Raw genomic sequence first — 26,437 nt, 5'->3', positions numbered from 1 at the left:
CGTTCAGTCGCCGGCGATGTCGACACTCAGGTTGTCGATCAGGCGGGTATTGCCCAGGTAGGCGGCACCGAGCACCACCAGGCGGCAGTCCTCGGCGTTCGCCGGGCGCAGGCTGGTGGCTTCGCGGATTTCCAGGTAATCCGGGCGGAAGCCGGCTTGCTGCAGCGCTTCCCGTCCCCTGGCGCAGAGCTCGGCGAAGTCCCGCTCGCCGGCCAGGAGGGCGGTACGGGTGTCGCACAGGATGCGGTACAGCGCCGGCGCCACGCCCCGCTGTTCGTCGTTCAAGTAGCCGTTGCGCGAGGACAGCGCCAAGCCGTCGGCGGCGCGCACGGTGGGTTCGCCGAAGATCTGGATCGGCATGTTGAGATCGTGCACCAGGGTGCGGATCACCGCCAGCTGCTGGAAGTCCTTCTCGCCGAACAGGGCGATGTCCGGCTGGGCGATGTTGAACAGTTTGGTCACCACGGTGGCGACGCCCTCGAAGTGGCCGGGGCGCGTCGCGCCGCAGAGTCCCTCGGAGACGCCGGGGACGGCGATGCGCGTCTGTCCCTGCATGCCGTCCGGGTACATCTCCTCGACGCCGGGGGCGAACAGCAGGTTGCAACCGCCTTCGAGCAGCTTTTCCTGGTCGGCGGCGAGGGTGCGCGGATACTTGTCCAGATCCTCGGCGGGGCCGAACTGCAGGGGGTTGACGAAGATGCTGGCGACCACGAAGTCGGCACGCTGGCGAGCTTTTTCCACCAGGGCGATATGGCCGGCATGCAGGTTGCCCATGGTCGGCACCAGGGCGATGCGCTTGCCTTCGCTGCGGGCGTGGGCGATGGCGGCGCGCAGTTCGCGGACGGTCTTGAGGGTGATCATGCGGAAAATCCGTGTTCGGCTGCGGGGAATTCGCCTTGCTTGACCGCCCTGACGTAGGCGGCAAAGGCCGCCTGGATGCTCTCTTGGCCGGCCATGAAGTTTTTCACGAACTTCGGTGTGCGGCCGCTCAGGGACAGGCCGAGCAGGTCGTGCATGACCAGCACTTGGCCGTCGGTGGCGGCACCGGCACCGATGCCGATGACCGGGACTCCGGCCGCCTGGGTGATCTGCTCCGCCAGCGGGCTGGGCACGCATTCCAGCAGTAACATGGCCGCGCCGGCCCGCTCCAGGGCCTCGGCGTCGGCGCGCAGCTGGCGCGCCCGGCCCTCGTCGCGACCCTGCACCTTGTAGCCGCCGAACAGGTTCACCGATTGCGGGGTCAGGCCCAGATGCACGCATGTGGGGATGCCGTTCTCGGCCAGGCGCGTCACGGTTTCGCCCAGCCAGGCGCCGCCTTCCAGCTTGACCATGTGGGCGCCGGCGCGCATCTGCGCGGCACTGCTCTCCAGCGCCTGCTCGAGGGTCGCGTAGGCCATGAACGGCAGATCGGTGACCACCAGGGCGCCACGGTTGCCGCGCTTGACGCAGGCGGTGTGGTAGGCCATGTCGGCCACGCTGGTCGGCAGGGTGCTGTCATGACCTTGCAGGACCATGCCGAGGGAGTCGCCGACCAGCAGCACCTCGACGCCGGCCTGGCAGGCGGTCTGGGCGAAGGTGGCGTCATAGCAGGTCAGCATGGCGATCTTTTCGCCGCGCTGCTTGAGGCCTTGCAGGGTGGTCAGGGTTACATCGGGCATGTTCGGTTTCGTCCTGGTCGGCATCGGCGGGCACCGGTGCGGAGCAATGGGAGGCCTATAGTCCAGATGGGGGGGCTTCAAGTCAATTGGTGCTTTGGCCGCCTGGCTCCGGGGCGGCACGGCGGTGCAGCCCCTGCAGTGGGCAGGCCGCGAGCAGTTCGTCGAGCGAGCGGCCATCCGGCAGGCGCAGCCCGGGGGCGATCTCGGCCAGCGGATAGAGCACGAAGGGGCGCGCATGGAGGTGGTAGTGGGGGACGGTCAGGCGCTCTCCGTGCAGCTGGCGGTTGCCGAACAGTAGGATGTCCAGGTCGAGGGTGCGCGGTCCCCAGCGCTCCGCCTTGCGCACCCGGCCCTGTTCCCGCTCGATCGTCTGGAGGGCGTCGAGTAGTTCGAGGGGCTCCAGCGCGCAGTCCAGCGCAGCGACGGCATTCACGTAGTGCGGCTGGTCGGCCGGCCCCAGGGGCTCGCTGTCATAGAAGGAGGACACCGTCACCAGGCGCGTGCGCGGCAGTTCCTGCAGGGCGGTGAGGGCGGCGTGCAACTGCTCGGTGGGGCCGGCCAGATTGCTGCCCAGGCCGATATAGACGCGCTCCATGCTCAGTCTCCGTTCGCACCCGAGCCACGCTGCCGCCGCCCGCCGCTGCGGCGCCGCTTGCGCGGCGCGCCGACGGTGTCGTCCTTGCCGGCGAGGGCGCGGATCATGCTGCGCCTTTCGCTGTCGCTGGCCTCCTGGTAGTCGGTCCACCAGTCGCCCAGCCCGCCGGTCTGCTCGCCGGCTTCCTCGCGCAGCAGGAGGAAGTCGTAGCCGGCGCGAAAGCGCGGGTGTTCGAGCAGCAGGTCGGCACGCTTGCCTTGGCGGCGCGGCAGGCGCTCCTGCAGGTCCCAGATTTCCCGGGCGGGCAGGGTGAAGCGCTTGGGAATGGCGGTGCGCCGGCATTGCTCGGTGATCACCAGATGGGCGGCTTCCTGCATCGCCGGGATCGGCGGCATGCCGCGCTCCTGCAGTGCCAGGACCCTTGCCGGCAGGGCCGGCCAGAGCAGGGCGGCGAACAGGAAGGCGGGCGTCACCGTCTTGCCCTGCGCGATGCGTTCGTCGGTGTTGGCCAGCGCCTGGCGAATCAACCGGCCGACATAGCCTGGGTTGCGCTCCAGGGCTGCCGCGCTGGCGGGAAACAGCGGGGCGAACAGGTCGTGTTCGAGCAGTAGCTCGAAGGTGTCCTCGGCGTAGCCGGACAGGAACAGCTTGAGCACCTCCTCGAACAGGCGGGGCGCGGGAATGTCGCGCAGCAGCGGCGCCAGCCGGGAGATCGGCGCGGCGCTGTGCTTTTCGATGTCGAAGTCGAGCTTGGCGGCGAAGCGTACGGCGCGCAGCATGCGCACCGGGTCTTCCAGGTAGCGCTGCTCGGGATCGCCGATCAGGCGGATCAGGTGGTTGCGGATGTCGTGCACGCCGTGGGCGTAATCGAGGATGCGCTCGCGGGTGACGTCGAAATACAGCGCGTTGATGGTGAAGTCGCGGCGCTGGGCATCCTCCTCCAGGCTGCCGTAGACGTTGTCGCGCAGGATTCGGCCGCTTTCGTGGCGCGCCGCCAGGTGACTGTCCTCGTCGTCCTCGTCGTCTTCCGGGTGGTGGGCGCGAAAGGTGGCGACCTCGATGATTTCCCGGCCGAAATGCACGTGGACCAGCTTGAAGCGGCGGCCGATCACCCGCGCATTGCGGAACTCCGCCCGGACCTGTTCGGGGGTGGCGCTGGTGGCCACGTCGAAGTCCTTCGGCTCGATGTCGAGCAGCAGATCCCGCACGCAGCCGCCGACGACATAGGCCTGGTAGCCGGCATTCTGCAGGCGCTCCACCACGTTGACGGCATGGCGGCTGATGTCGCTGCGACGCAGCGGGTGCTGCTGGCCGCCGAGTACTTCGGGAGTGCTGCGCGGATGGCTGCGGTTCAGGGATAGGCGGAAAGACTTGAACAGCTTCTTCAGCATCGGGGTCACTGCTTGACGGAGTGGTCGGCCAGAATGAGCTTGACCGCGGAATGGCTGCGGATTCTAGCACCGGCGCCGAAGGATGTACGAAGCCGGAGTAGCCGCCGAACGCAGAAAGGGAGCCGAGGCTCCCTTTCCAATCGAAGTGCGTTCTTTGTTCTTGTTCTGTTTCCGGGCGTGTTGTTCTTGTCGTATGCCCGTCCCGGTTGGCCCGTGGGCTCCGGGATGGCCCCCAATGGGGAGCCAATAGCAAACGGATTTCTTTGGTCGCTGATGTTGCCTGGGTCGTGCCGACCCACCAGTTCGGGTGCTGCCTGGGGGCAGTTTTGTTGTTCTCGGTCTGGCTGCGGGCTGTGCCCGGTGGGCAAAGTATCTACTCCAAAAAAATCGGTTGGCCCCGTCTCCGCGTCGTTGTTTTTGTAAGGCTAGAGTCGTGTCAATCGTTCTTATTCTGAGTGCTGCGTCTTGTTATTGTTGTTGTGTCAGTAATAAGGCAGATCCCGTGCCAGTTTTTAAAAATCCTTATTAAACATGTACTTAATTGTTTTGTGCTGAAGGGCTGGGAGCGGATAGTCGACCTTTGGTTACCTGTCGACCCGGTTTCTGTTACCACTTTGGTCGAAGGTAACAGCCGGCCTTCGGCAGGCTGTTACCTGGGCAGGGATCAGGAGCTGCTGGGGGCGCTCGACTTGCGCCGTGGGATGCCGAGGCGCTGGCGACGTTCCCACAGGCACTTGCGGCTGATGCCGAGCTTGCGGGCCAGTTCGGTTTCGGTCATGTGGTCCTGGTGCTCCAGAACGAAGTGCTGGAAGTAGTCCTCCAGCGAGAGATCCTCGGTGGGCTCGTGGCTGGTATCGACATCCGGACCGGGGTGTTCGGCGAAGTCCTCGTCCTCCAGGTCTTCCAGCTCGATGTCGATCCCTAGCAGGTCGGCAGGTATCGACAGGCCTTCGCAGAGGATCACCGCGCGCTCGATGGCGTTCTCCAGTTCGCGCACGTTGCCCGGCCAGGCGTACTGGCAGATGGCCTGCTCGGCCTCGGGGGAGAAGTGCATCTCGCCGCGCTCCATGCGCCGACTCTGGCGCTTCAGGAACGCCCGGGCGATTTCCAGGACGTCGCCGTCGCGCTCGCGCAGGGCCGGCAGCTTCAGCGCGATGACGTTGAGCCGGTAGAACAGGTCCTCGCGGAACTGGCCGATCTTGGACAGTCCCTTGAGGTCGCGGTGGGTGGCGGCGATCAGGCGGACGTCGACTTTCTGCGACTGCACCGAGCCGACCCGACGGATCTCGCCTTCCTGCAGCACGCGCAGGAGGCGCGCCTGGGCCTCCAGGGGCAGCTCGCCGATCTCGTCGAGGAACAGGGTGCCGCCGTCGGCGGCCTCGACCAGACCGGTGCGCCCGGCGATGGCGCCGGTGAAGGCGCCTTTCTCGTGGCCGAAGAGTTCGGACTCGATCAGGGTTTCCGGAATGGCTGCGCAGTTCACCGAGATCAACGGCGCCTTGGCGCGTTTCGACAGGTTGTGCAGGGCGCGGGCGACCAGCTCCTTGCCGGTGCCGGATTCGCCCTGGATCAACACCGTGGAGTCGGTCGGGGCGACCTTGCGGATCTTGCCGAACAGGTCGCGCATGGCCGGGCAGGAGCCGATGATGCCGATCTCGCCCTCGGCCGGGGCAGGGGCTTGCGCCGCCGGTCCTCCGGAGGCGGCCTCCGCTGGCGTCCGGCGGCGCTCGCTGAGGATGCGCGACACGGCCTGGAGCATCTCGTCGTGGTCGAAGGGCTTGGCGATGTAGTCCATCGCGCCCATCTTCATCGAGTCGACTGCCGAACGCAGGCTGGCATAGCTGGTCATGATCAGCACCGGCGTGCCCTCGGCCAGCCGGATCAGTTCGGTACCGGGCGCGCCGGGCAGGCGCAGGTCGCTGATGACCAGGTCGAAGCCGGGAATGCTGTAGCTGTCCCGGGCTTCCTGCACCGAGCCGGCCTCGCTGACCTGGTACTGGTTGCGTTCCAGCAGGCGGCGCAGGGCGGAACGGATGATGGCTTCGTCTTCGACGATCAGAATGTGTGGCATCGGGCGGGTTCTCTCGACGGTCTCACGGCGCCGGCGGCGTATCGACATGCCGTGGCAGGGTGACCCGGATGCGGGTCCCGCGTTGCCGCTCGGGGTCGGCCGGGCTGTCGATGGTGATTCGGCCATAATGCTCTTCCACGATCGAATAGACCAGTGCAAGGCCAAGGCCGGTCCCTTTGCCAGGGTCCTTGGTGGTGAAGAAGGGCTCGAACAGGCGGCCGACGATGGCTTTGGGAATGCCGCTGCCCTCGTCCTCGACGATCAGGTCGACGCTGTGTTCCGTGGCCTCGCTGCGCACGCGGATGGTACCGCCGGACGGGGAGGCGTCGCGGGCGTTGCTGAGCAGGTTGACCAGCACCTGGACCAGCCGCTGCGGGTCGCCGACCACGCAGTGGGTGGAGTCGCTCAAGTTGAGGAACTGCACCTCGATGCTCTCGCGGTTGAGCGACAGCAGGGCGATGGCTTCGCGGGCGATGTCGGCCAGGCATACTTCCTCGCTGGCCTGCTTGTGGCTGCCGGCATGGGCGAAGCTCATCAGCGAGCGGACGATGCGTGTCACCCGTTTGGTCTGGTCGACGATCTGGCTGCTGATCTCGCCCACTTCGGTGTCGCCCTCGCGCTCCTCGCGCAGGTTCTGCGCCAGACAGGCGATACCGGTGATCGGGTTGCCGATTTCGTGGGCCACGCCGGCGGCCAGGCGGCCGATGCTGGCCAGGCGTTCGGAATGCACCAGCTTGTTTTCCAGGAGCTGGGTTTCGGTGAGGTCCTCGACCAGCAGGACCAGGCCGCTGCTGCCCGGCGCCAGGGGCTCGTCGATTGCCGCCTTGTGCAGGTTGAGCCAGCGCACCTGGCCGTCCAGCGACAGCCGCTGCTTGTGCAGATGCTCGTCGGCGCGCTGGATGAAGCCTTCCAATAGGCCTTTCCAGGGGGCATCGAGGGTCGCCAGGCAGGACCCTATCACGCGCTCGGCGGAAATCCCGGTGAGTTCCTCCATGGCCCGGTTCCACATGAGGATTTCCCGGTCCTTGGACAGCGAGCAGACGCCCATCGGCAGCTCCTGCAGGGTCTGTCGGTGGTAGCGGCGCAGCGCGTCGAGTTCGGCGGCCAGGCCGGTCAGGCGCGAGCGGTAGTCCTCCAGGCGGCTTTCGATGAAGTGGATGTCCTCGGTGACGTAGTCTTCGCTGGCGGTCTTGTAGGGCAGGAAGGTCTCGACGATGTCCTGTGCCACGCTCGGCCCCATCAGGCCGGACAGGTTGGCCTCGATGCGGTCGCGCAGGCGGCGCAGGGCGAAGGGGCGGCTCTCGTCGAACGGCAGATGCAGGTCGCGCAGGGCCTGCTTGACCTCGCGCTGGGCGATCTTCGCGCCGAGCGGGCGGGCCAGTTGGTCGGCGAACGCCTGGGCGGAGGTGGCCAGCAGTTCGCGGCGCTGCGGCCGGCGCACGTTGTCCACGGCGCAGGCCTCGCCGGCGCTGCGCTCCTCGACGCTCGGTTCGGTGAATATCGACACCAGGGAGAACACCAGCACGTTGGAGGCCAGCGAGGCGATTGCCGCCAGGTGCCAGCCGGTGTCGTCCAGCACGTAGACGAAATTCAGCAGCGGCAGGTGCACGCCCTGTAGGTTGCCCAGCATGGGCAGCATCATGCCGAGCAGCCAGACCGTCATGCCGACCAGCAAGCCAGCGATGAAGCCGCGACGGTTGGCGGTTTGCCAGTAGAGGAGCGAGAGCACGCCGGGGAGGAACTGCAGGGTGGCGACGAAGGCGGTGACGCCGAGGTTGGAGAGGTTCTGGCGGGCGTCGAGCAGGCGGTAGAAGGCGTAGCCGGCGGCGATGATGGCGAAGATCAGGGCGCGGCGCGTCCACTTCAGCCAGTTGTAGATATTGCCCTCGGCCGGCGGCTGGTACAGCGGCAGCACCAGGTGGTTGAGGGTCATCCCCGACAGGGCCAGGGTCAGGACGATGATCAGCCCGCTGGAGGCGGACAGGCCGCCGATATAGGCCAGCAGGGTGAGGGGCTCGTTTTCCAGTGCCAGGCCCACGCCGAGGGTGAAGTATTCCGGGCCGGCGGCGACCTCGAGGCGCATGCCGGCCCAGAGAATCAGCGGGACCGCCAGGCTCATCAGCAGGAGGAACAGCGGCAGGCCCCAGCTGGCGCTGGCCAGGTTGCGGGGGTTGAGGTTCTCGGTGAAGGCCATGTGATACATGTGCGGCATGACGATGGCCGAGGCGAAGAACAGCAGCAGCAGGGTGCGCCAGGGGCCTTCCTGCAGCGGGGTATGCAGCGTACCCAGCACTTCCCGCTGCTGCAGCAGCCAGTCTTCCAGGCCCTGGGGGCCGTCGAAGACGCGGTACAGGGTGTAGATCCCGATGCCGCTAAGGGTCGTCAACTTGACCAGCGACTCGAAGGCGATGGCACAGACCAGGCCCTGGTGCTTCTCGCGGGTGGCGACGTGCCGCGAGCCGAAGAGGATGGTGAAGAGGATGATCAGGGCGCAGAAGCTCAGCGCCACGCGCTCCTTCACGGGCTCCTGGGTGAGGATGCCCACCGAGTCGGTGACCGCCTGGATCTGCAGGGCCAGCAGCGGCAGCACCGCGACCAGCATGAACAGGGTGGTCAGTGCGCCGGCCCAGGTGCTGCGGAAGCGGAAGGCGAACAAGTCGGCCAGGGACGACAGCTGGTAGGTACGGGTCAGGCGCAGGATCGGATAGAGCAGCACCGGCGCCAGCATGAAGGCGCCGGAGACTCCCAGGTAGCAGGCGAGGAAGCCGTAGCCGTACTGGTAGGCCATGCCGACTGCGCCGTAGAAGGCCCAGGCGCTGGCGTACACGCCAAGGGACAGGGTGTAGACCAGCGGATGGCGGACCACCCGTTGTGGGATCAGGCCCTGCTCGCTGAGCCAGGCGACGCCGAACAGAGCCAGCAGGTAGGCGGCGCTGATCAGCAACAGTTCACTCAGGCTAAAGCTCATCGGCGTCGGGCTGGCTCTGGAGGATGAAGGTCACCACGATGAGGATCAGCCACAGCAGGTACGGGCGGTACCAGGCGCCGTCGGGGTCGATCCACCAGTCCATGATGGCGGGGGAGAACAGGTAGATTCCCACCACCAGCAGCAGGACCAGCCGATAGATGTACATGGCGTTTCCCTTTGATGGGACGTGAGTGCTGCGGATGGTAATGGATGTACGGTCCGGCGCAAACGTGGCGGCGTGCTTTTGCCGGTTGCTCAGTCCAGTGCCGCCTCGGCCAGGGTTCGGCAGTGCGGGATGCGCCCGGCGTCCCAGTGGGCGATGCCCCAGTCGAGCAGTTCCCGCGGGCGGGCTTTGCCCAGCTCGGCCGGCGGGTGCTGGCCGAGGGCGCGCAGGGCGCGCAGCAGCAGCGGTCCGGCCCGTTCGGCGGGCAGCGGGGGCGAGCGGTAGGACTTGCCCAGCTTGTGGCCGTCCGTCTGGACGATCAGCGGTACGTGCAGGTAGTGCGGGCGGGGCAGGCCGAGCAGTTTCTGCAGGTAGAGCTGGCGTGGCGTCGAATCGAGCAGGTCGGCACCGCGCACCACGTCGGTTACCCCCTGCCAGGCATCGTCGAGGACCACCGCCAACTGATAGGCGTAGAGGCCGTCGCGGCGGCGGATCACGAAGTCGCCGACCTCGCGGCCGAGGTGCTGGGTGAAGGCGCCCTGCACCCGGTCGACGAAGGCGTATTCGCGCTCCGGCACGCGCAGGCGGATGGCGGCGTCGCGGGGCTCCTGCCCGGCCTCCCGGCAGAAGCCCGGGTAGATCCCGGAGAATCCCTCCAGCTGCCTGCGCGAACAGGTGCAGGCATAGGCCAGGCCCTGTTCGAGCAGGCGCTCGACCACCTCGCCGTAACGTGCGAGACGCTCGCTCTGCCGCACGACAGGCCCGTCCCAGGCGAAACCGTAGTCTTCCAGGGTCTTGAGAATAGCGGCTTGGGCGCCCGGCACCTCGCGGGGCGGGTCGAGATCCTCCATGCGCAGCAACCAGCGGCCGCCGGCATTGCGTGCATCCAGATAGGACGCCAGAGCGGCGATCAGCGAGCCAAAGTGCAGGTAGCCGCTGGGGGTGGGCGCGAAGCGGCCGACGTAGGGGGAGGGAGATGAGGCGGTCATGCGGCGCTCGGCAGGAGCTGCCGATCGGGGCGGCGGAAGCCGGCCGGGCTGCAGATGCGACGCGGGGCGCCGTGGCGCCCCGGACACCGGATCAGCCGCCGATCTGCTTTTCCTTGATCTCCGCAAGGGTCTTGCAGTCGATGCACAGGGTGGCGGTGGGGCGGGCTTCGAGGCGGCGGATGCCGATCTCCACACCGCAGGAGTCGCACCAGCCGTACTCGTTGTCTTCAATCAGTTGCAGGGTTTCGTCGATCTTCTTGATCAGTTTGCGCTCGCGGTCGCGGGCGCGCAGTTCCAGACTGAACTCCTCTTCCTGGCTGGCCCGATCGGCGGGATCGGGGAAGTTGGCGGCCTCGTCCTGCATGTGGTGCACGGTACGGTCGACCTCCTCCATCAACTCCTGCTTCCATTTATTGAGGATATTGACGAAGTGAGCGCGCATGTTGTCGCTCATGTATTCCTCGCCCGGAGTTTCCGGGTAGGGCTCGAAACCGCGAACCAGTTGGTTGTTCTGCTTTGCTTTGGTGGGCATGGATGACCGCCTCGCTCTCTCTAATCCATACACGCAGGCACTGTTCCCTGCCGACGCCGTCGGCCCTGCGACTGCAAGCGGCCGAACTTACCAGAAGCTATGGGGCTGCGCCACTCTCCGTTGCCAAGGCTGCTGCCAGAGCGGTCCGGTGGGGGTAGAATCCGCCCTCCGCCCCGTCTCGAAGGAAGGCCCGTGGCCATGTCCTACAGTGCGCGCAGCCGTGCCATCGAACCCTTTCACGTCATGGCCCTGCTGGCCCGTGCCAACCAGCTCCAGGCCCTGGGCCACGACGTGATCCATCTGGAGATCGGCGAGCCGGACTTCACCACGGCGACGCCCATCGTCGTCGCAGGGCAGGCGGCACTGGCAGCCGGACATACCCGTTACACCGCCGCGCGCGGCCTGCCGCAGCTTCGCGAAGCCATCGCCCATTTCTATGCACGACGTTACCGTTTGACTATAGACCCCGAGCGCATTCTGATCACGCCCGGCGGCTCCGGCGCCCTGCTGCTGGCCGCGAGCCTGCTGGTCGATCCGGGCCGGCACTGGCTGCTGGCCGACCCCGGCTATCCCTGCAACCGCCATTTCCTGCGCCTGGTCGAGGGCGGCGCGCAGCTGGTACCGGTGGGTCCGGAGCAACGCTATCACCTGACCCCGGAGCTAGTGGCGCAGCACTGGATGGCCGAAAGCGTCGGCGCCCTGGTCGCTTCGCCGGCCAATCCCACCGGGACGCTGCTGCGGCGCGACGAGCTGGCAGCGCTGGCGGCTGCCCTGCGCGCGCGCGGCGGCCATCTGGTGGTCGACGAGATCTACCACGGGCTGACCTACGGCATGGACGCCTCCAGTGTGCTGGAGGTGGACGACGACGCCTTCGTGCTCAACAGTTTTTCCAAGTATTTCGGCATGACCGGCTGGCGGCTCGGCTGGCTGGTCGCGCCGGATGAGGCAGTGCCCGAACTGGAGAAGCTGGCGCAGAACCTCTACATCAGTGCGTCGACGGTGGCCCAGTATGCCGCGCTGGCCTGCTTTTCGGACGAGACCCTGGCGATCCTCGAGGAGCGTCGCGCGGAGTTCGCCCGGCGCCGCGACTACCTGCTGCCGGCGTTGCGCGAGTTAGGGTTCAGGATTGCCGTGGAGCCCGAGGGCGCCTTCTATCTGTATGCCGACATCGGCGCCTTCGGCGATGACTCCTTCGCTTTCTGTCGGCACTTCCTGGAGAGCGAATTCGTCGCGATCACCCCGGGGATCGATTTCGGTCGCCATCTGGCCGGTCGCCATGTGCGCTTCGCCTATACCCAGAGCCTGCCGCGCCTAGCGCAGGCGGTCGAGCGCATCGCCCGGGGTCTGAGGAGCTGGCGGCCCGATGCAGTTTGACCCGCGGCTGGAGGAGGGGCGCCTGCTGCGCCGTTACAAGCGCTTTCTCGCCGACATCGAGACGCCGGCCGGCGAGCTGCTGTGCATCCACTGTCCGAACACCGGCTCCATGCTCAACTGCATGAAGGCGGGCGGGCGCATCTGGTTCAGCCGCTCGAACGACCCCCGGCGCAAGCTGCCCGGCACCTGGGAGCTGAGCGAAACGCCGCAGGGGCGGTTGGCCTGCGTGAACACCGCGCGGGCCAATCCTCTGGTGGAGGAGGCGTTGCGCGCCGGGCTGATCGTCGAGCTGGCCGGTTTCACCGGGCTGCGCCGGGAGGTGCGCTACGGCACGGAGAACAGCCGGGTGGATTTCTGCCTGGACTATCCGGGCGGGACGGCCTTCGTCGAGGTGAAGAGCGTCACCCTGGGGTTCGCCGACAGCTCGGTCGCGGTCTTCCCCGATGCGCGCACCGAGCGCGGCGCCAAGCACCTGCGCGAACTGGCGGCCCTGGCGCGGCAGGGCGTGCGCGCGGTGCAGCTGTACTGCGTGAACCTGTCCGGCGTTGCGGCGGTGCGCCCGGCGGCGGAGATCGATCCGGGCTATGCGCAGGCGCTGCGCGAGGCGGTGGCGGCGGGCGTCGAGGTGCTCGCCTACGGCGCCGAGCTGTCGCCCGCGGCGATCCGCCTGACGCGCCGGCTGGAGGTGTGCCTGTAGGCCCGGCAGGGGGGTGGGTTACAGCCGCACCCAGATGCCGGCGGCGTCCTCGCGGCAGTCGATGCGCGGCAGGTGCTGCCCGGCACAGGGGCCGGCCACGCATTCGCCGTCGTCAATGAGAAACAGCGCGCCGTGGGTGGCGCACTGGATCAGGCTGCCGCTGGGGTCGAGGAACTGGTCGGCCTGCCACTCCAGCGGAATGCCGCGGTGCGGGCAGCGGTTGAGGTAGACGAAGACCCGACCGTCCCGGCGGACCGCGAGGAGTTTCCGCCCTTCCAGCCGGAAGCCGCGGCTTTGTCCTTCGCCGAGGTCGTTCCCGCTACAGAGAAACTGCATGGCGCCTCCCGAAAAGCCCGGGATTATCCACGCCGGCAGGCGGCGGCGGAAGCCGTGCGCTGGCGATTGGCCGGGCCGCCTCTTATCCTTGCCGCCACCGTTGCCGCCAGATCCCTTCATGAGCGCCTTCGTCCGCCGCCCCCGTGTCCTGCTGATCGCCCTGAGCCTGTTGCTGCTGCTCGCCTTCTGGCTGTCGCTGGCGCTGGGGCCGCTGCGGCTGCCCTTGGTCGACTCCCTGCTGGCCCTGCTGCGCCTGGCCGGCGTGCCGCTGTCCGGGGCAGGGCTCGAGCAGGCCGAGCTGATCGTCGGGCAGATCCGTCTGCCGCGGGCCTTGCTCGGCCTGGCGGTGGGCAGCGTGCTGGCCCTGAGCGGGGTGGCGATGCAGGCCCTGTTCCGCAACCCGCTCGCCGATCCCGGACTGATCGGGGTGTCCAGCGGTGCGGCGCTAGGCGCGGCGCTGGCGATCGTCGGCGGTTCGCTGCTCGGCGCTGGAGTGCCGCCCGAGGCGTCGCCCACTCTGCTGTCGGCGAGCGCCTTCGCCGGTGGTCTGGCGGTGACCGCGCTGGTCTACCGGCTGGGGCGGCGCGACGGCCAGACCCGGGTGGCCACCATGCTGCTCGCCGGACTTGCCCTCAGCGCTCTGGCGGGGGCGGCGATCGGCCTGTTCGGCTATCTGGCCGACGATGCCGCGCTGCGCCGGCTGACTTTCTGGAACCTCGGCAGCCTGAGCGGCGCCAGCTACGCCCGGCTCTGGCCGCTGCTGCTGGCGACCCTTGGCGTGGCGCTCTGGCTGCCGCGTCGTGCCGGGGCGCTGAACGCCCTGTTGCTGGGCGAATCGGAGGCACGCCATCTGGGCTTCGAGGTGGAGCGGCTGAAACGCGAGCTGGTGTTCTGCACGGCGTTGGGCGTCGGTGCGGCAGTGGCCGCGGCAGGGCTGGTCGGCTTCGTCGGCCTGCTGGTGCCGCATCTGCTGCGCCTGCTCTGCGGGCCGGATCATCGACTGCTGCTGCCGGCTGCCATGCTCGCCGGCGCCAGCCTGCTGCTGTTCGCCGATCTGCTGGCGCGCCTGCTGCTGGCCCCGGCCGAGCTGCCGCTCGGTATCGTCACGGCGCTGCTCGGTGCGCCCTTTTTCCTCTGGCTGCTGCGCCGGGAGCCGCTCTGATGCTGCAGGCCGAGCAACTGGCCGTGCAGCGCGGCGGCCGTCAGGTGTTGAGCGGTATCGACCTGGAGCTGCGGCCCGGCGAGCTGCTCGGCGTGCTGGGGCCGAACGGGGCGGGCAAGTCCTCGCTGCTGGCGGCGCTGTCCGGCGAGCTGCGCCCGGCGGAGGGCCAGGTCCGCCTGGATGGCCGGCCGCTGGCCGACTGGCGGGGGCCTGAACGGGCGCGCCGGCTGGCGGTGCTGCCGCAGAGTCCGGTGCTGGAGTTCGCCTTTCGCGTCGAGGAGGTGGTCGGCTTCGGTCGTCTGCCTCATGCCAGCGGCCGGCGGCGCGATGCCGAGATCGTCGCCCGAGCACTGGCGGCGGCGGACGCCACGCACCTGAGGGGGCGCAGCTACCTGACCCTGTCCGGCGGCGAGCGCCAGCGGGTCCATCTGGCGCGGGTGCTGGCGCAGCTCTGGCCGGGTGGGGCGCAGCAGGTGCTATTGCTCGACGAGCCGACCTCGATGCTCGACCCCCTGCACCAGCACAGTATCCTGCAGGCGGTGCGGGCGTTCGCCGGACACGGCACGGCGGTGCTGGCGATACTCCACGACCTGAACCTGGCGGCGCGTTATTGCGACCGCCTGCTGCTGCTGGCCGACGGTCGCGTGCAGGCGCTCGGCAGTCCCGAGGAGGTCCTGCTTCCCGGGCCGCTGAAGGCGGTTTTCGGTCTCGAGGTGCTGGTACAGCGCCACCCGGAGCGGGGGCATCCGCTGATCGTGGCGCGCTGAGGAGGATATTCATGCGCTCATTGCTGTTCGTCTGCTTGGTATTGCTGGCCGCCTGCCAGACACTGCCGCCGTTGCCCGCCTGGCAGGCCAGCGGGGGACGGCAGGGTGTCGAACCCGGCACCATCCGCGACCTGCGCAGCGGCGCGAGCCTGACGCCGGCACAACTGGTCGAGCGGCTAGCGGCGGCGCCGCGGCTACTGGTCGGCGAGAAGCACGACAACCCCGATCATCATGCCCTCGAGCTGTGGCTGCTCGAGGCGTTGGCCGGACGGCGGGCGCAGGGCAGTCTGCTGCTGGAGATGCTTGAGCCGGATCAGCAGGCCCGGGTGGCGGCAACCCAGGCCGCGTTCGCCGCGGGCCAGGTGCCAGCGGATCTGCCGGTGGCCCTGGCCTGGCGCCAGGGGTGGGACTGGGCGCTGTACGAGCCGCTGCTGCGCCACGCGCTGGCGCAGCCCTATCCGCTCCTGGCGGCCAATCTGGATAGGCTGGAGGTCCGCCGCGTCTATGCCGAGCGGCCGGCGTTGTCCGGCGCCGCCTCGAGCGGCGCGCGGGTGCGCGAGGTTCTGCTCGCGCAGATCGGCGCTTCCCACTGCGGTCAACTGCCGGAGTCCCAGTGGCCGGCGATGCTCGCCGTTCAGCAGCAGCGCGACCGGCGCATGGCCGAACGCCTGCTGGCCGCGCCGCAGCCGACCCTGCTGCTGGCCGGCGCCTACCATGTACGGCGCGACCTGGGCGTGCCCCTGCATCTGGCCGATCTCGGCGGGGCAGCCGGAAGCGTCGTGCTGCTGCTCGCCGAGGCCGGGGAGGCGGTGGGGGCGGAGGCCGCCGACTATGTCTGGTACACCCCGGCAACGCCGGCCCGCGACTACTGTGCCGCGATGCGGGCCGCCGACGCGCAGGCAAAAAAAGACCCGGCAGAGCCGGGTCGAAAACCGTAATTAGCCTGATGAGGAGATAACCTGAAGAGTAGCCGCTCTGTCAGTTTACCGCTGATCTCGCGATCAGTTTTCAAAAAATAACGCTTCTCATTTATTGGTCAAGCACTGTTTGTGACTTTTTTGTTTGCTGGCTTCTTCGAGCGCCAAGAGAAAGAAGGCGCCCCGTGGGCGCCTTCTTTCGGTGGGGGAGGGGGCTTACAGGCCGGGGAGGCTCTTGCGCATGCGCGCGACCAGTTCGTCGAGGCTGGTGGCGAGGTGGGTGTCGACTCGCCGGCTGCGCTGCTGTTCGGCCTCGGTCAAGGGCTCGCGACTGGCCTGCTGCGCCCGGACCACCTCCAGCGTGGCGTCGGAGGGGTCCTTTCCTTCGGCCTGGCGTTCGGCGAGCCATTCGGCGATCAACGCTTCGGGCGCCTGGCAGTCGACGATCAGGAAGGGCACGCCATGCTCCTCGGCGACCTGCCAGGCGGCCGTGCGCTGGGCCTGCTTCAGGTAGGTGGCGTCGATCACCACCGGAAAGCCGGCCTGCAAGGCACCGGCGGCCAGTCGGTGCAGGTGCGCGTAGGTCGCCTCGCTGGCCTGTGCACTGTAGATGCCGCTCGCCAGCCGGTCCCGCTCGGGGGCCTGCTGCTCGCCGAACAGGCGCTTGCGCTCGACGTCCGATCGCAGGCGGATGGCGCCGAATTCTTCGGTCAGGCGCTGGGCGACATGGCTCTTGCCGACCGCGGAAACCCCGTGGGTGATGGCCAGAAAGCACGAGGGAATGGCGCTGTAGCGCTCCGCCAGGCTGGCGTAGTTGCGGTACAGCTGGAGAATGGCGACACGCTGCTCGGCGCTCACCTCCTGCGCCAGGCGGAACAGGTTGACCTTGCCGCGCACCATGGCGCGGTAGGCCTTGTAGAAGTTCAGCAGCGGCAGGGCGGCGTAGTCGCCGGTCAGCTCCAGCCAGGCGCTGACGAAGCGTCGGGAAAGTCCCTTGAGGCCACGATCCTCCAGGTCCATGGCGAGGAAGGCGGCATCGCACATGACGTCGATCAGGCGGAACGGCTCGTTGAACTCGATGCAGTCGAACAGTACGACCTGGCCGTCGAGCAGGGTGGCGTTGCCGAGATGCAGGTCGCCATGGCATTCGCGGATGAAGCCGTCCGCCTTGCGTTGTTCGAGCAGCGGCCGCAGACGTTCGAAGCTGGTTTCCGCCCAGGCCTCGAGGGTATCGAGTTGCTGCAGGTCGGCCGGTTCGGCGAGCAGCGGGCGGATCTGCTCGAAGTTCTGCCGCACCGGGCTCATTACCGCCTCCGCGCTGCCCAGCGGATGGTCCGCCGGCACCTTCGGCGCGTGCAGGTGGAAGCGGGCGATCCGTTCGGCCAGGGCATCGATATGTTCGGGGGCGAGCTCGCCGCGGATCTGGATCTCGCCGAGCAACTGGCTCTGCGGGAACTGGCGCATCTTCACCGCGTATTCGATGATCGGACCTTCGCCGGCCAGCTGCGGCGCGCTCTCGCTGCCGGTGATCGGCAACACGTCCAGGTAGAGGTCCTGGGTCAGGCGCTGGTTCAGGCGCACTTCCTCCTCGCAGAAGTGCTTGCGCGCCGCCAGTCCGGTGAAGTCGAGGAAGCCGAAGTCGACGGCCTTCTTGAACTTGTAGGCGTAGGGGCCGGTGAGCAGGACCCAGGAAATGTGGGTCTCGATGACCTTGAACTCAGTCACCGCGTGCGGGTAGAGCGCGGGGTTCTGCAGGGCGTTGATCAGGGCTTGGCTCACGGTCAGTCCTTGCTGGGAAGTCTGGGCGAAGGCTCGCATTATGGCCGCTGGTGCCGCCCCTGCAAACCGCTGGGCTGCGCTATCGAGGGTGGGCAAAGTGCGTATAATGCGCCGCCATGACACGTACCCGCTCCCCTCAATCGCGCTCTTCCCGCCGCTTCGGCGCACTCCGTTCCTGGCTAGGTTGGACCGTCAAGCTCTCTCTGGTCGGTCTGGTGGTGCTGGCTGGTTTTGCCGTCTATCTCGATGCCGTGGTGCAGGAGAAATTCTCCGGCAAGCGCTGGACGCTCCCGGCCAAGGTCTATGCCCGGCCGCTGGAGCTGTTCTCCGGCCTCAAGTTGTCGAAGCAGGACTTCCTCACCGAGCTGGATGCCCTGGGCTACCGCCGCGAGGCCGTCGCCGGGCCCGGCTCGGCTGCCGTGTCCGGCAATACCGTCGAGCTGCATACCCGCGGTTTCCGTTTCTACGAGGGCGATGAGCCGGCCCGGGCGATCCGCGTGCGTTTCTCCGGCGACTACGTCGCCGGGCTGAGCGGTGCCGACGGTGGCGATCTGGCCGTCGTGCGGATGGAGCCGCTGCTGATCGGCGGCCTGTATCCGGCGCACAACGAGGATCGCATCCTGGTCCAGCGCAACGAGCTGCCGCCCTATCTGGTGGAAACCCTGGTGGCGGTGGAGGACCGCGAGTTCTTCAGCCATTTCGGGGTGTCGCCGAAATCCATCGCCCGCGCCCTGTGGGTCAATGCCGCGGCGGGCGGGGTGGTCCAGGGCGGCAGTACGCTGACTCAGCAGCTGGTGAAGAACTTCTATCTGAGCAACGAGCGCAGTCTGGTGCGCAAGGCCACCGAGGCCATGATGGCCGTGCTGCTGGAGCTGCACTACGACAAGGACGAGATTCTCGAGGCTTATCTCAACGAGGTGTTCCTGGGGCAGGACGGCAATCGCGCGGTACACGGCTTCGGCCTGGCCAGCCAGTATTTCTTCGGCCAGCCGCTGGCTGAACTCCAGCTGCATCAGGTTGCCCTGCTGGTAGGCATGGTCAAGGGGCCCACCTACTACAACCCGCGGCGCAACCCCGAACGGGCCCTGACGCGGCGCAATCTGGTGCTCGACCTGCTGGCCGAGCAGGGGGTGATCGATGCCGAGCAGGCCGCCGCCGCCAAGCAGAAGCCGCTCGGCGTTACCAGTCGCGGCAGCCTGGCCAACAGTTCCCATCCGGCGTTCCTCGATCTGGTCAAGCGCCAGTTGCGCGAGGATTACCAGGAGGCCGACCTCACCGAGGAAGGGCTGCGCATCTTCACCAGTTTCGACCCGATTCTGCAGAACAAGGCTGAGGCCGCGGTGCACGACACCTTCAAGCGCATCGGCAAGGGGGGCGATCCGGTCGAGGCGTCGATGGTGGTGAGCAACCCGGAGACCGGCGAGGTGCTGGCCCTGCTCGGCAGCCGGCAGCCGCGCTTCGCGGGCTTCAACCGGGCGTTGGATGCGGTGCGGCCGATCGGTTCGCTGATCAAGCCGGCGATCTATCTCACCGCGCTGGAGCGGCCCGGTCAGTACACCCTGACCAGCTGGCTGGCGGATGTGCCCTTCTCGGTGAAGGGGCAAGATGGTCAGGTCTGGCGGCCGGAGAACTACGACCACCAGGCCCATGGCGACATCTATCTCTATCAGGGGCTGGTCAACTCCTACAACCTGTCGACCGCCAAGCTCGGTCTCGAGCTGGGTGTGCCGAACGTGTTGAAGACGCTGGCGCGTCTGGGCGTCGACCGCGAGTGGCCGGCCTACCCGTCGATGTTGCTGGGGGCCGGGGCGCTGACTCCGATGGAGGTGTCCAGTATGTACCTGACCATCGCCAGCGGTGGCTTCAACACGCCGCTGCGGGGCATTCGCAGCGTCCTGGCTGCCAATGGCGAGCCGCTCAAGCGCTATCCGTTCCAGATCCAGCAGCGCTTCGATCCGGGGGCCATCTATCTGCTGCAGAATGCCATGCAGCGGGTGATGCGCGAGGGAACTGCTCGCTCGGTCTACAACCAGTTGCCGCGCTCGCTGAATCTGGCCGGCAAGACCGGCACCACCAACGATTCGCGCGACAGCTGGTTCGCCGGCTTCAGCCAGGATCTGCTGGCGGTGGTCTGGCTGGGGCGCGACGACAACGGCAAGACGCCTCTGACCGGTGCGACCGGCGCCCTGCGGGTCTGGACCGACTTCATGGTCAAGGCCAATCCGCTGCCGCTGGACATGCCGGTACCGGACAACATCACCCTGGCCTGGGTGGACGCGCGCAGCGGGCAGGGCTCCGAGCAGGGTTGTCCATCGGCGGTGCAGATGCCCTATATTCGAGGTAGCGAGCCGCCGCCGGGGGGCGCTTGTGGCCTGCCTCAGCAGGCCCCTGTCGGGAATGTGCAGGATGTGATCGAGAACGTTCAGGATGTCATGGATTGGGTGCGCGACTGGTCGAATTGAGCAAAGAGGGCGCTAGGTGAACAGGTGGTTGATGGGTGCAGTGGCGGCCAGTGCGCTGCTGAGCGGTTGTGCGACGGTCGAGCGTGGCTCGATCCCGGTGGTCGATGCGAGCGGCTCGGTTTATGACCGGCAGGAGGGGCGTGGCAGTGCTGCGGTTTCCCGTCCCCCGGTAGCGGTGGCCCCCCAGGCGCCGGCCTCCGCCCAGGATTCCGGGGTGGTGGTGATGGTGCCCGGCGGGAGCGCCAATGGGGCGCCGATCCGGGCTTACCCGTCGGCGGGCACTGCGGGCAGCGTGGCGCCGATCGTTTCGCCGCCGATCGCCGCCACATCTGGCGGCAGCACGGGCTACTCCGTGCCCAGCGTGCCGAGCGGCGTTGCGAGCAGGAGCGCCGCCGCCTCGGGCAGCTTGGCCGCCGACGAGCAGCTCGATGGTCCGGTTCTGGCGCTGCTGACCACTGCGCAGCGGGAACAGGGCGGCGGCAATCTGGAAAGCGCCGCCTCCAGCCTGGAGCGAGCGCAGCGCATCGCTCCGCGCGAGCCGCAGGTGCTCTACCGCTTGGCCGAGGTGCGCCTGGCCCAAGGCGATGCCGCCCAGGCCGAGCAACTGGCGCGGCGTGCCTTGACCTACGCCAGCGGTCGCCCGGCCTTGCAGGGCAGTCTGTGGAACCTGATCGCCCAGGCGCGCGAGCGTCAGGGGGATGCGGCCGGTGCGGCCCAGGCCCGCGAACGGGCGCGGGTCAATCTGTGATGGATGCGCGCGTCCCGGCGCTGGCCGAGCAACTCTTGTTGATCGAGCGGGAGCTGCGGGTTCTGGGGTTGTGGGCGCGCGTGCCGCCGAGCGACGAGGCGCTGTCCAGCGGGCAGCCATTCGGTGTCGGCGTCCTGGCCTTCGAGGAGTGGCTGCAGTGGGTCTTCCTGCCGCGGATGAAATTGATCCTCGAGAGTGATGCCGATCTTCCCGCATCCTCGGGAATTCGGCCGATGGCCGAGGTGGTCTATCGCGAACGGTTTGCCGAGGTGGGGCGTCTGCTGGAGTCGCTCGGCGAATTCGACCGGCTGATTTCCGCGGTGGGCTGAGCGCGGCCGAGGGGTCAGCGGCAGCTGCTCTCTATGGCTCTTTGGGTTTCGGCGATGCGAGCCTGGCGTTCTTCTTCGGTCAGCCTGCGCATTTCGCCATTGATCTGCGCGCGAAGTCTGGGGTTGTTTTCCAGTTGGGCCAGGTTGGCGCGCACGGTCTCGCAGTATTCCTTGCGCTTGGTTTCCTGGATGGCGATGTCGCGCTTCACCTTGCGCTCGACGGCTTCTTGTTCGGGGTCGCTTGGCTTTGCAGGCGGCAGCTTTTCCGGTGCGGGCAGTCGAGGCGCGGGGGTAGCGGTGCCGAGCGCGGTGCTTGACTGGTCGTTTGGGGGTTGCTCGCTGAAGTGGGTCACGCCTTGCTTGTCCACCCAGGTGTAAACCTGGCCAGCCATGGCGGTCGTGCCCAGGGTGAGCAGCAGGCTGCTGGTGAGGATCATGCGTCGCATGGGGGTTCCTTGAGTCTCTGTAGAGGCTTGGGACTACTATACCGGAACGTTCGTGCGTCTCATGGCATCCCGTCACAGCGGCGGGATGGGCGAAAGCCCGATGCATCACTTGACTTGACTTGAATGAATCCGAACAATTCAAGGTTCGCTGCAGGGGGGTTCGCCGCAAGCGGGCTTCAACTCAGCTGACATGAGGCGTCACCCACGCCGACCTGATACACCCGCAACGCGTTACCTCGCGCTGGGTGGGAGAATCCTGCAACACCCCGGGGCCTCCCGATACTTGCTCGACAGCGCTGCGTAGGCGGCGACAACCGTCGCTCATGCCTGTTTGGCAGTAACCTATTCAGGCCGCTCGGTCGAGGGCGGCAATCTGGCGTTCTAGAGGTGAACAACGTGGAGCTTTTATCCGGCGCTGAAATGGTCGTCCGCTTCTTGCGCGACGAGGGCGTTAAGTACATCTACGGATATCCGGGCGGTGCCCTTCTGCACATCTACGATGCCCTGTTCAAGGAAAAGGAAGTCACCCATATCCTGGTCCGCCATGAGCAGGCGGCTACCCACATGGCCGACGGTTATGCCCGTGCCACCGGCAAGGCCGGTGTGGTGTTGGTGACCTCGGGTCCCGGCGCGACCAATGCCGTCACCGGTATCGCCACCGCCTACATGGATTCCATCCCGATGGTTGTGATCTCCGGGCAGGTGCCGAGCACCATGGTCGGCAGCGACGCCTTCCAGGAAACCGACATGATCGGCGTTTCCCGACCGATCGTGAAACATAGTTTCATCGTCAAGCATCCCTCGGAAATCCCCGAGGTGCTGAAGAAGGCTTTCTACATCGCCGAGTCCGGTCGCCCAGGTCCGGTGGTGGTGGACATTCCGAAGGACATGGGCGATCCGACCCAGAAATACGAATACGTCTATCCGAAGAAGGTCAAGCTGCGCTCCTACAGCCCGGCCCTGCGCGGTCATTCGGGGCAGATCCGCAAGGCGGTCGAGATGCTCCTAGCAGCCAAGCGTCCCGTGCTCTACTCCGGTGGCGGCGTGATCATGGGTGGGGCGGCTGCTCAGTTGACCGAGCTGGCACAGATGCTCAATCTGCCGGTGACCAATACCCTGATGGGGCTGGGCGGCTATCCAGGTAGCGACCGGCAGTTCCTCGGTATGTTGGGCATGCACGGCAGCTACGCCGCCAACTTGGCAATGCATCATTCCGACGTGATTCTCGCCGTCGGCGCGCGTTTCGATGATCGGGTGGTCAACGGGGCGGCCAAGTTCTGCCCGAATGCCAAGGTCATCCATGTCGACATCGATCCCGCGTCGATTTCCAAGACCATCAAGGCCGACGTTCCGATCGTCGGTCCGGTCGACAGCGTGCTCACCGAGATGCTCTCCATCGTCAAGGAGATCGGCGTGATGCCGCAGAAGGACGTCGTGGCCAGCTGGTGGAAGCAGATCGACGAGTGGCGCGGTGCGCGCGGCCTGTTCCCTTATGACAAGGGCGACGGCAGCATCATCAAGCCGCAGACCGTCATCGAGACCCTGTGCGAGGTCACCAGAGGGGAGGCCTACATCGCTTCCGACGTGGGCCAGCATCAGATGTTCGCAGCCCAGTACTACAAGTTTGCCAAGCCCAATCGCTGGATCAATTCCGGCGGTCTCGGCACCATGGGCTTCGGCTTTCCGGCCGCGATGGGCGTCAAGCTGAACTTTCCCGAGTCCGATGTGGCCTGCGTGACTGGCGAAGGCAGCATCCAGATGAATATCCAGGAAATGTCGACCTGCCTGCAGTACGACCTGCCGGTGAAGATCGTCAACCTGAACAACGGTGCGCTGGGCATGGTCCGCCAGTGGCAGGACATGCAGTACAACAGCCGCTACTCCCATTCCTACATGGAGTCGCTGCCCGACTTCGTCAAGCTGGCCGAGGCCTATGGTCATGTCGGCATGCGCATCACCAACCTGAAGGACCTCAGGCCGAAGATGGAGGAGGCCTTCGCCATGAAGGACCGCTTGGTGTTCCTGGACATCGCGGTGGATACCAGCGAGCACGTCTATCCGATGCAGATCAGGGACGGCGCGATGCGTGACATGTGGCTGAGCAAGACGGAGCGGACCTGAGCATGCGACACATCATTTCCCTGCTGCTGGAAAACGAGCCTGGTGCCTTGTCCCGCGTGGTCGGCCTGTTTTCGCAGCGCAACTACAACATCGAAACCCTCACCGTGGCTCCTACCGAGGATCCCACGCTGTCGCGCCTGACGCTGACCACCATCGGTCAGGACGAGGTCATCGAGCAGATCACCAAGAACCTCAATAAGCTGATCGAAGTGGTCAAGCTGGTGGACTTGTCCGAAAGCGCGCACATCGAGCGCGAGCTGCTGCTGGTCAAGGTCAAGGCCACCGGTGCTCAGCGCGCCGAGATCAAGCGCACCACCGACATCTTCCGCGGGCAGATCGTCGATGTCACCAGCAGTGTCTATACCATCCAGCTTGCTGGAACCAGCGACAAGCTGGACAGTTTTCTGCATGCCATCGGCACCTCCTTGATCCTCGAAACTGTGCGCAGTGGCGTCACCGGCATCGCCCGGGGCGACAAAGTACTCACCATTTAGCAAATGGCCGTACCGGGCCAGATAACAGGGGTAACCTCATGAAAGTGTATTACGACAAAGATTGCGACCTTTCCATCGTCCAGAGCAAGAAGGTTGCCATCATCGGTTACGGCTCCCAAGGTCATGCACACGCTTGCAATCTGAAGGATTCCGGTGTCGATGTCTGCGTCGGTCTGCGTGCCGGTTCCGCTTCGGTAGCCAAGGCCGAAGCCCATGGTCTGACCGTGAAGAGTGTCAAGGATGCCGTTGCTGCCGCCGACGTGGTGATGATCCTGACTCCCGACGAGTTCCAGGGCCGCCTGTACAAGGATGAAATCGAGCCGAACCTGAAGAAGGGGGCGACCTTGGCGTTCGCCCACGGTTTCTCCATTCACTACAACCAGGTGGTGCCGCGTGCCGACCTTGACGTGATCATGATTGCGCCGAAAGCACCGGGCCATACCGTGCGTTCGGAATTCGTCCGCGGCGGCGGCATCCCTGACCTGATCGCCATCTACCAGGATGCCTCCGGCAATGCCAAGAATGTGGCGCTGTCCTACGCTTGCGGTGTGGGCGGCGGTCGTACTGGTATCATCGAAACCACCTTCAAGGACGAGACCGAAACCGACCTGTTTGGTGAGCAGGCGGTTCTGTGTGGTGGCTGCGTCGAGCTGGTCAAGGCCGGTTTCGAGACCTTGGTGGAAGCTGGTTACGCGCCGGAGATGGCCTACTTCGAGTGTCTGCACGAGCTGAAGCTGATCGTCGACCTGATGTTCGAAGGCGGCATCGCCAACATGAACTACTCGATCTCCAACAACGCCGAGTACGGTGAGTACGTGACCGGTCCTGAAGTGATCAATGCCGAGTCTCGTGCTGCCATGCGCAATGCCCTGAAGCGCATCCAGAACGGCGAGTATGCCAAGATGTTCATCACCGAAGGCGCGGCCAACTATCCGTCGATGACGGCTTATCGCCGCAACAATGCCGCGCATGGCATCGAAGTGGTGGGTGAGAAGCTGCGTGCCATGATGCCGTGGATCGCAGCTAACAAAATCGTCGACAAGACCAAGAACTAAGGTCGAAAGGCGAAACGAAAAGACGCGGCTTCGGCCGCGTTTTTTCGTTGCGGATCGAGCTTCTGGTATAAAGCCCGACAGCATGGAGTGCCTGCAGATGCGCATTGCAGGCATCGGTTGAATTCTTTCTGAACCTGCAAGGTATTGTTCATGAGCGAACACCCGGGTGAGCCCAACAAAGGGCCCGCAGCTGAAAGCCTATTGCCCGTCGACGAGCACATCGAGGAGGGGCAGGATGCGGAGGGGCGCAAGGTCCGTCACCGCGGTATCTATCTGCTGCCTAATCTGTTCACCACGGCCAACCTGTTTGCCGGCTTCTATTCGATTGTGAGTGCGATCAATGGAAACTTGTACGTGGCGGCGGCTGCGGTCTTCGTCGCGATGGTGCTGGACAGTCTGGACGGTCGCGTGGCCCGCCTGACCAATACGCAGAGTGCGTTCGGGGCTGAGTACGACTCGCTTTCCGATATGGTGGCTTTCGGCTTGGCGCCGGCCATTCTTGCCTTCGAGTGGGCGTTGAGCAGTATGGGAAAGGTCGGCTGGATGGTCGCGTTCGTCTATGTGGCTGGTGCGGCCTTGCGTCTGGCGCGTTTCAATACCCAGATCGGCAAGGCCGACAAGCGCTTCTTCATTGGACTGGCCAGTCCGGCGGCAGCGGGGGTGGTTGCTGGTACCGTCTGGGCCTTCAGTGATTTCGGCATCCAAGGCTCGAACATTGCCTCCCTGGTCGCCCTGCTGGTGGCAGGGGCCGGCATGTTGATGGTCAGCAACGTCAAGTACCACAGCTTCAAGGATCTGGACTTAAAGGGGCGAGTGCCTTTTGTCGCCATTCTGGTGGTAGTGCTGGTCTTCGCTGTAGTTTTCAGTGATCCGCCGCGGGTCCTGCTGCTGATTTTTCTTGCCTATGCGGCTTCTGGTCCTGTGCAGTACCTGCTGCAATGGTGGCGCCGAAAGCGAGTTGGCTGAGCGCTTTTCAGCTGAAGGCGAGGTTGGCGCGTTTGTGTTGAGTTGTGAGGCATTAATGTACTCAGCCTTATTTGGATGAAGTAGTTCAATTTCCTATTGACGTCAAAAGTTAACGCCCTATAATGCGCCCCACTTCCTGAGCAGGTCTGCAGAAGTCCTTGTAAATCAAGGAGTTGGTTGCGGAGTCTGGCGGGTTGGAGAGTCGGGCGGCGGCGGTGAAAGAAACTTCATCGAAGTGCTTGACAGGTTAGAAGGCTGCTGTAGAATGCGCGGCCTCGGTTGAGACGAAAGGCTCAAGCGAAACGCTCTTTAACAAGTTGAATCAAGCAATTCGTGTGGGTGCTTGTGGGGATAAGACCGGTGGTCGCAAGATTATCGGCAACACAAGCAACACTCGTGAATTCATGAGTTTGTTTG

General features: G+C 66.1%; 24 protein-coding genes. 12 read left to right on the top strand and 12 right to left on the bottom strand.

Features of this window, described 5'->3' with window-relative positions:
* Positions 1–3: 3 nt before the first annotated feature.
* From panC to dksA, 9 genes are all read right to left on the bottom strand, one after another.
* A complete protein-coding gene (gene panC, locus BMY22_RS00120; RefSeq protein WP_090618600.1) occupies positions 4–861 on the bottom strand; it encodes a pantoate--beta-alanine ligase in 858 nt (285 codons plus the stop codon).
* On the bottom strand, positions 858–1,658 hold the full coding sequence (panB, locus tag BMY22_RS00115; RefSeq protein ID WP_090618598.1) for a 3-methyl-2-oxobutanoate hydroxymethyltransferase: 801 nt from the start codon (positions 1,656–1,658) through the stop codon (positions 858–860). The genes panC and panB overlap by 4 nt, the downstream gene beginning before the upstream one ends.
* Positions 1,659–1,740: 82 nt before the next feature.
* Positions 1,741–2,253: a 2-amino-4-hydroxy-6-hydroxymethyldihydropteridine diphosphokinase gene (folK, locus tag BMY22_RS00110; RefSeq protein ID WP_090618597.1), complete on the bottom strand. Its 513-nt coding sequence runs from the start codon at positions 2,251–2,253 to the stop codon at positions 1,741–1,743.
* A 2-nt stretch (positions 2,254–2,255) separates the two neighbouring features.
* On the bottom strand, positions 2,256–3,644 hold the full coding sequence (locus BMY22_RS00105; protein WP_090618595.1) for a polynucleotide adenylyltransferase PcnB: 1,389 nt from the start codon (positions 3,642–3,644) through the stop codon (positions 2,256–2,258).
* A 664-nt stretch (positions 3,645–4,308) separates the two neighbouring features.
* Entirely contained in the window at positions 4,309–5,715 is a 1,407-nt protein-coding gene (locus BMY22_RS00100; RefSeq protein ID WP_090618593.1) for a sigma-54-dependent transcriptional regulator, read from the bottom strand.
* A gap of 22 nt (positions 5,716–5,737) precedes the next feature.
* On the bottom strand, positions 5,738–8,683 hold the full coding sequence (locus BMY22_RS00095) for a sensor histidine kinase (RefSeq protein WP_090618591.1): 2,946 nt from the start codon (positions 8,681–8,683) through the stop codon (positions 5,738–5,740).
* On the bottom strand, positions 8,673–8,849 hold the full coding sequence (locus BMY22_RS00090; protein ID WP_090618590.1) for a hypothetical protein: 177 nt from the start codon (positions 8,847–8,849) through the stop codon (positions 8,673–8,675). Before BMY22_RS00090 ends, BMY22_RS00095 begins: the two co-directional genes overlap by 11 nt.
* A gap of 89 nt (positions 8,850–8,938) precedes the next feature.
* Positions 8,939–9,835: a tRNA glutamyl-Q(34) synthetase GluQRS gene (gluQRS, locus tag BMY22_RS00085; RefSeq protein WP_090618588.1), complete on the bottom strand. Its 897-nt coding sequence runs from the start codon at positions 9,833–9,835 to the stop codon at positions 8,939–8,941.
* A 91-nt stretch (positions 9,836–9,926) separates the two neighbouring features.
* Positions 9,927–10,367, bottom strand: coding sequence for an RNA polymerase-binding protein DksA (dksA, locus tag BMY22_RS00080; protein WP_090618587.1), 441 nt, complete (start codon positions 10,365–10,367; stop codon positions 9,927–9,929).
* A gap of 192 nt (positions 10,368–10,559) precedes the next feature.
* Between dksA and BMY22_RS00075 the strand changes: the two genes are divergently transcribed.
* Together BMY22_RS00075 and sfsA are read left to right on the top strand one after the other, a co-directional pair.
* On the top strand, positions 10,560–11,741 hold the full coding sequence (locus BMY22_RS00075) for a pyridoxal phosphate-dependent aminotransferase (RefSeq protein ID WP_208599202.1): 1,182 nt from the start codon (positions 10,560–10,562) through the stop codon (positions 11,739–11,741).
* Complete coding sequence (gene sfsA, locus BMY22_RS00070) at positions 11,731–12,438, top strand: DNA/RNA nuclease SfsA (RefSeq protein ID WP_090618584.1); 708 nt, start codon at positions 11,731–11,733, stop codon at positions 12,436–12,438. The genes BMY22_RS00075 and sfsA overlap by 11 nt, the downstream gene beginning before the upstream one ends.
* Positions 12,439–12,456: 18 nt before the next feature.
* Here sfsA and BMY22_RS00065 read toward each other — a convergent pair whose 3' ends face one another.
* The gene (locus BMY22_RS00065) at positions 12,457–12,774 is read right to left on the bottom strand and encodes a Rieske (2Fe-2S) protein (protein WP_090618582.1); all 318 of its coding nucleotides are present in this window, start codon (positions 12,772–12,774) and stop codon (positions 12,457–12,459) included.
* 118 nt (positions 12,775–12,892) lie between these two features.
* Here BMY22_RS00065 and BMY22_RS00060 point away from each other — a divergent pair, with 118 nt between their 5' ends.
* From BMY22_RS00060 to BMY22_RS00050, 3 genes are read left to right on the top strand one after another with little or no spacing between them, the layout of a single operon-like run.
* Positions 12,893–13,936: a FecCD family ABC transporter permease gene (locus BMY22_RS00060; RefSeq protein WP_090618581.1), complete on the top strand. Its 1,044-nt coding sequence runs from the start codon at positions 12,893–12,895 to the stop codon at positions 13,934–13,936.
* Positions 13,936–14,703 (top strand): heme ABC transporter ATP-binding protein, encoded by a 768-nt coding sequence (locus BMY22_RS00055; protein WP_090618579.1) that lies wholly within the window; start codon positions 13,936–13,938, stop codon positions 14,701–14,703. The genes BMY22_RS00060 and BMY22_RS00055 overlap by 1 nt, the downstream gene beginning before the upstream one ends.
* Positions 14,704–14,714: 11 nt before the next feature.
* Positions 14,715–15,641: a ChaN family lipoprotein gene (locus tag BMY22_RS00050; protein ID WP_090618577.1), complete on the top strand. Its 927-nt coding sequence runs from the start codon at positions 14,715–14,717 to the stop codon at positions 15,639–15,641.
* Between the two features lie 195 nt (positions 15,642–15,836).
* Here the strand turns inward: BMY22_RS00050 and BMY22_RS00045 are convergent, their stop codons facing one another.
* Complete coding sequence (locus BMY22_RS00045) at positions 15,837–17,399, bottom strand: bifunctional aminoglycoside phosphotransferase/ATP-binding protein (protein ID WP_244158755.1); 1,563 nt, start codon at positions 17,397–17,399, stop codon at positions 15,837–15,839.
* 116 nt (positions 17,400–17,515) lie between these two features.
* On the opposite strand from BMY22_RS00045, the gene mrcB reads away from it, so the two are divergent.
* From mrcB to BMY22_RS00030, 3 genes are read left to right on the top strand one after another with little or no spacing between them, the layout of a single operon-like run.
* Positions 17,516–19,861, top strand: coding sequence for a penicillin-binding protein 1B (gene mrcB, locus BMY22_RS00040; protein ID WP_090618574.1), 2,346 nt, complete (start codon positions 17,516–17,518; stop codon positions 19,859–19,861).
* Between the two features lie 16 nt (positions 19,862–19,877).
* A complete protein-coding gene (locus BMY22_RS00035; RefSeq protein WP_208599201.1) occupies positions 19,878–20,609 on the top strand; it encodes a tetratricopeptide repeat protein in 732 nt (243 codons plus the stop codon).
* The gene (locus BMY22_RS00030) at positions 20,609–20,938 is read left to right on the top strand and encodes a YqcC family protein (RefSeq protein ID WP_090618573.1); all 330 of its coding nucleotides are present in this window, start codon (positions 20,609–20,611) and stop codon (positions 20,936–20,938) included. Before BMY22_RS00035 ends, BMY22_RS00030 begins: the two co-directional genes overlap by 1 nt.
* Before the next feature lie 14 nt (positions 20,939–20,952).
* On the opposite strand, the gene BMY22_RS00025 is transcribed toward BMY22_RS00030, so the two are convergent.
* Positions 20,953–21,384: a DUF4124 domain-containing protein gene (locus BMY22_RS00025; RefSeq protein WP_208599200.1), complete on the bottom strand. Its 432-nt coding sequence runs from the start codon at positions 21,382–21,384 to the stop codon at positions 20,953–20,955.
* Positions 21,385–21,780: 396 nt separating this feature from the next.
* Between BMY22_RS00025 and BMY22_RS00020 the strand changes: the two genes are divergently transcribed.
* The 4 genes from BMY22_RS00020 (at position 21,781) to pssA (ending at position 26,020) form a co-directional block, all read left to right on the top strand.
* A complete protein-coding gene (locus tag BMY22_RS00020) occupies positions 21,781–23,505 on the top strand; it encodes an acetolactate synthase 3 large subunit (RefSeq protein ID WP_090618836.1) in 1,725 nt (574 codons plus the stop codon).
* Between the two features lie 2 nt (positions 23,506–23,507).
* Positions 23,508–23,999, top strand: coding sequence for an acetolactate synthase small subunit (gene ilvN / locus BMY22_RS00015; protein ID WP_090618571.1), 492 nt, complete (start codon positions 23,508–23,510; stop codon positions 23,997–23,999).
* Between the two features lie 38 nt (positions 24,000–24,037).
* On the top strand, positions 24,038–25,054 hold the full coding sequence (ilvC, locus tag BMY22_RS00010; protein ID WP_090618569.1) for a ketol-acid reductoisomerase: 1,017 nt from the start codon (positions 24,038–24,040) through the stop codon (positions 25,052–25,054).
* A gap of 150 nt (positions 25,055–25,204) precedes the next feature.
* A complete protein-coding gene (gene pssA, locus BMY22_RS00005) occupies positions 25,205–26,020 on the top strand; it encodes a CDP-diacylglycerol--serine O-phosphatidyltransferase (RefSeq protein WP_090618567.1) in 816 nt (271 codons plus the stop codon).
* Positions 26,021–26,437 lie beyond the last annotated feature (417 nt).

The sequence above is a fragment of the Azotobacter beijerinckii genome (assembly GCF_900110885.1).
Classification (GTDB): domain Bacteria; phylum Pseudomonadota; class Gammaproteobacteria; order Pseudomonadales; family Pseudomonadaceae; genus Azotobacter; species Azotobacter beijerinckii.
This window is presented reverse-complemented; position numbering and strand designations above follow the sequence as displayed.

Excerpts from the sequence above, each read along its gene's own strand:
- BMY22_RS00030 (WP_090618573.1), top strand. The coding sequence starts at position 20,609 with ATGGATGCGCGCGTCCCGGCGCTGGCCGAGCAACTCTTGTTGATCGAG.
- folK (WP_090618597.1), bottom strand. The coding sequence starts at position 2,253 with ATGGAGCGCGTCTATATCGGCCTGGGCAGCAATCTGGCCGGCCCCACC.
- BMY22_RS00105 (WP_090618595.1), bottom strand. The coding sequence starts at position 3,644 with ATGCTGAAGAAGCTGTTCAAGTCTTTCCGCCTATCCCTGAACCGCAGC.
- BMY22_RS00100 (WP_090618593.1), bottom strand. The coding sequence starts at position 5,715 with ATGCCACACATTCTGATCGTCGAAGACGAAGCCATCATCCGTTCCGCC.
- dksA (WP_090618587.1), bottom strand. The coding sequence starts at position 10,367 with ATGCCCACCAAAGCAAAGCAGAACAACCAACTGGTTCGCGGTTTCGAG.
- BMY22_RS00090 (WP_090618590.1), bottom strand. The coding sequence starts at position 8,849 with ATGTACATCTATCGGCTGGTCCTGCTGCTGGTGGTGGGAATCTACCTG.
- mrcB (WP_090618574.1), top strand. The coding sequence starts at position 17,516 with ATGACACGTACCCGCTCCCCTCAATCGCGCTCTTCCCGCCGCTTCGGC.
- ilvC (WP_090618569.1), top strand. The coding sequence starts at position 24,038 with ATGAAAGTGTATTACGACAAAGATTGCGACCTTTCCATCGTCCAGAGC.
- BMY22_RS00060 (WP_090618581.1), top strand. The coding sequence starts at position 12,893 with ATGAGCGCCTTCGTCCGCCGCCCCCGTGTCCTGCTGATCGCCCTGAGC.
- BMY22_RS00065 (WP_090618582.1), bottom strand. The coding sequence starts at position 12,774 with ATGCAGTTTCTCTGTAGCGGGAACGACCTCGGCGAAGGACAAAGCCGC.
- BMY22_RS00025 (WP_208599200.1), bottom strand. The coding sequence starts at position 21,384 with ATGCGACGCATGATCCTCACCAGCAGCCTGCTGCTCACCCTGGGCACG.
- BMY22_RS00095 (WP_090618591.1), bottom strand. The coding sequence starts at position 8,683 with ATGAGCTTTAGCCTGAGTGAACTGTTGCTGATCAGCGCCGCCTACCTG.
- panC (WP_090618600.1), bottom strand. The coding sequence starts at position 861 with ATGATCACCCTCAAGACCGTCCGCGAACTGCGCGCCGCCATCGCCCAC.
- gluQRS (WP_090618588.1), bottom strand. The coding sequence starts at position 9,835 with ATGACCGCCTCATCTCCCTCCCCCTACGTCGGCCGCTTCGCGCCCACC.
- sfsA (WP_090618584.1), top strand. The coding sequence starts at position 11,731 with ATGCAGTTTGACCCGCGGCTGGAGGAGGGGCGCCTGCTGCGCCGTTAC.
- pssA (WP_090618567.1), top strand. The coding sequence starts at position 25,205 with ATGAGCGAACACCCGGGTGAGCCCAACAAAGGGCCCGCAGCTGAAAGC.
- ilvN (WP_090618571.1), top strand. The coding sequence starts at position 23,508 with ATGCGACACATCATTTCCCTGCTGCTGGAAAACGAGCCTGGTGCCTTG.
- BMY22_RS00055 (WP_090618579.1), top strand. The coding sequence starts at position 13,936 with ATGCTGCAGGCCGAGCAACTGGCCGTGCAGCGCGGCGGCCGTCAGGTG.
- panB (WP_090618598.1), bottom strand. The coding sequence starts at position 1,658 with ATGCCCGATGTAACCCTGACCACCCTGCAAGGCCTCAAGCAGCGCGGC.
- BMY22_RS00050 (WP_090618577.1), top strand. The coding sequence starts at position 14,715 with ATGCGCTCATTGCTGTTCGTCTGCTTGGTATTGCTGGCCGCCTGCCAG.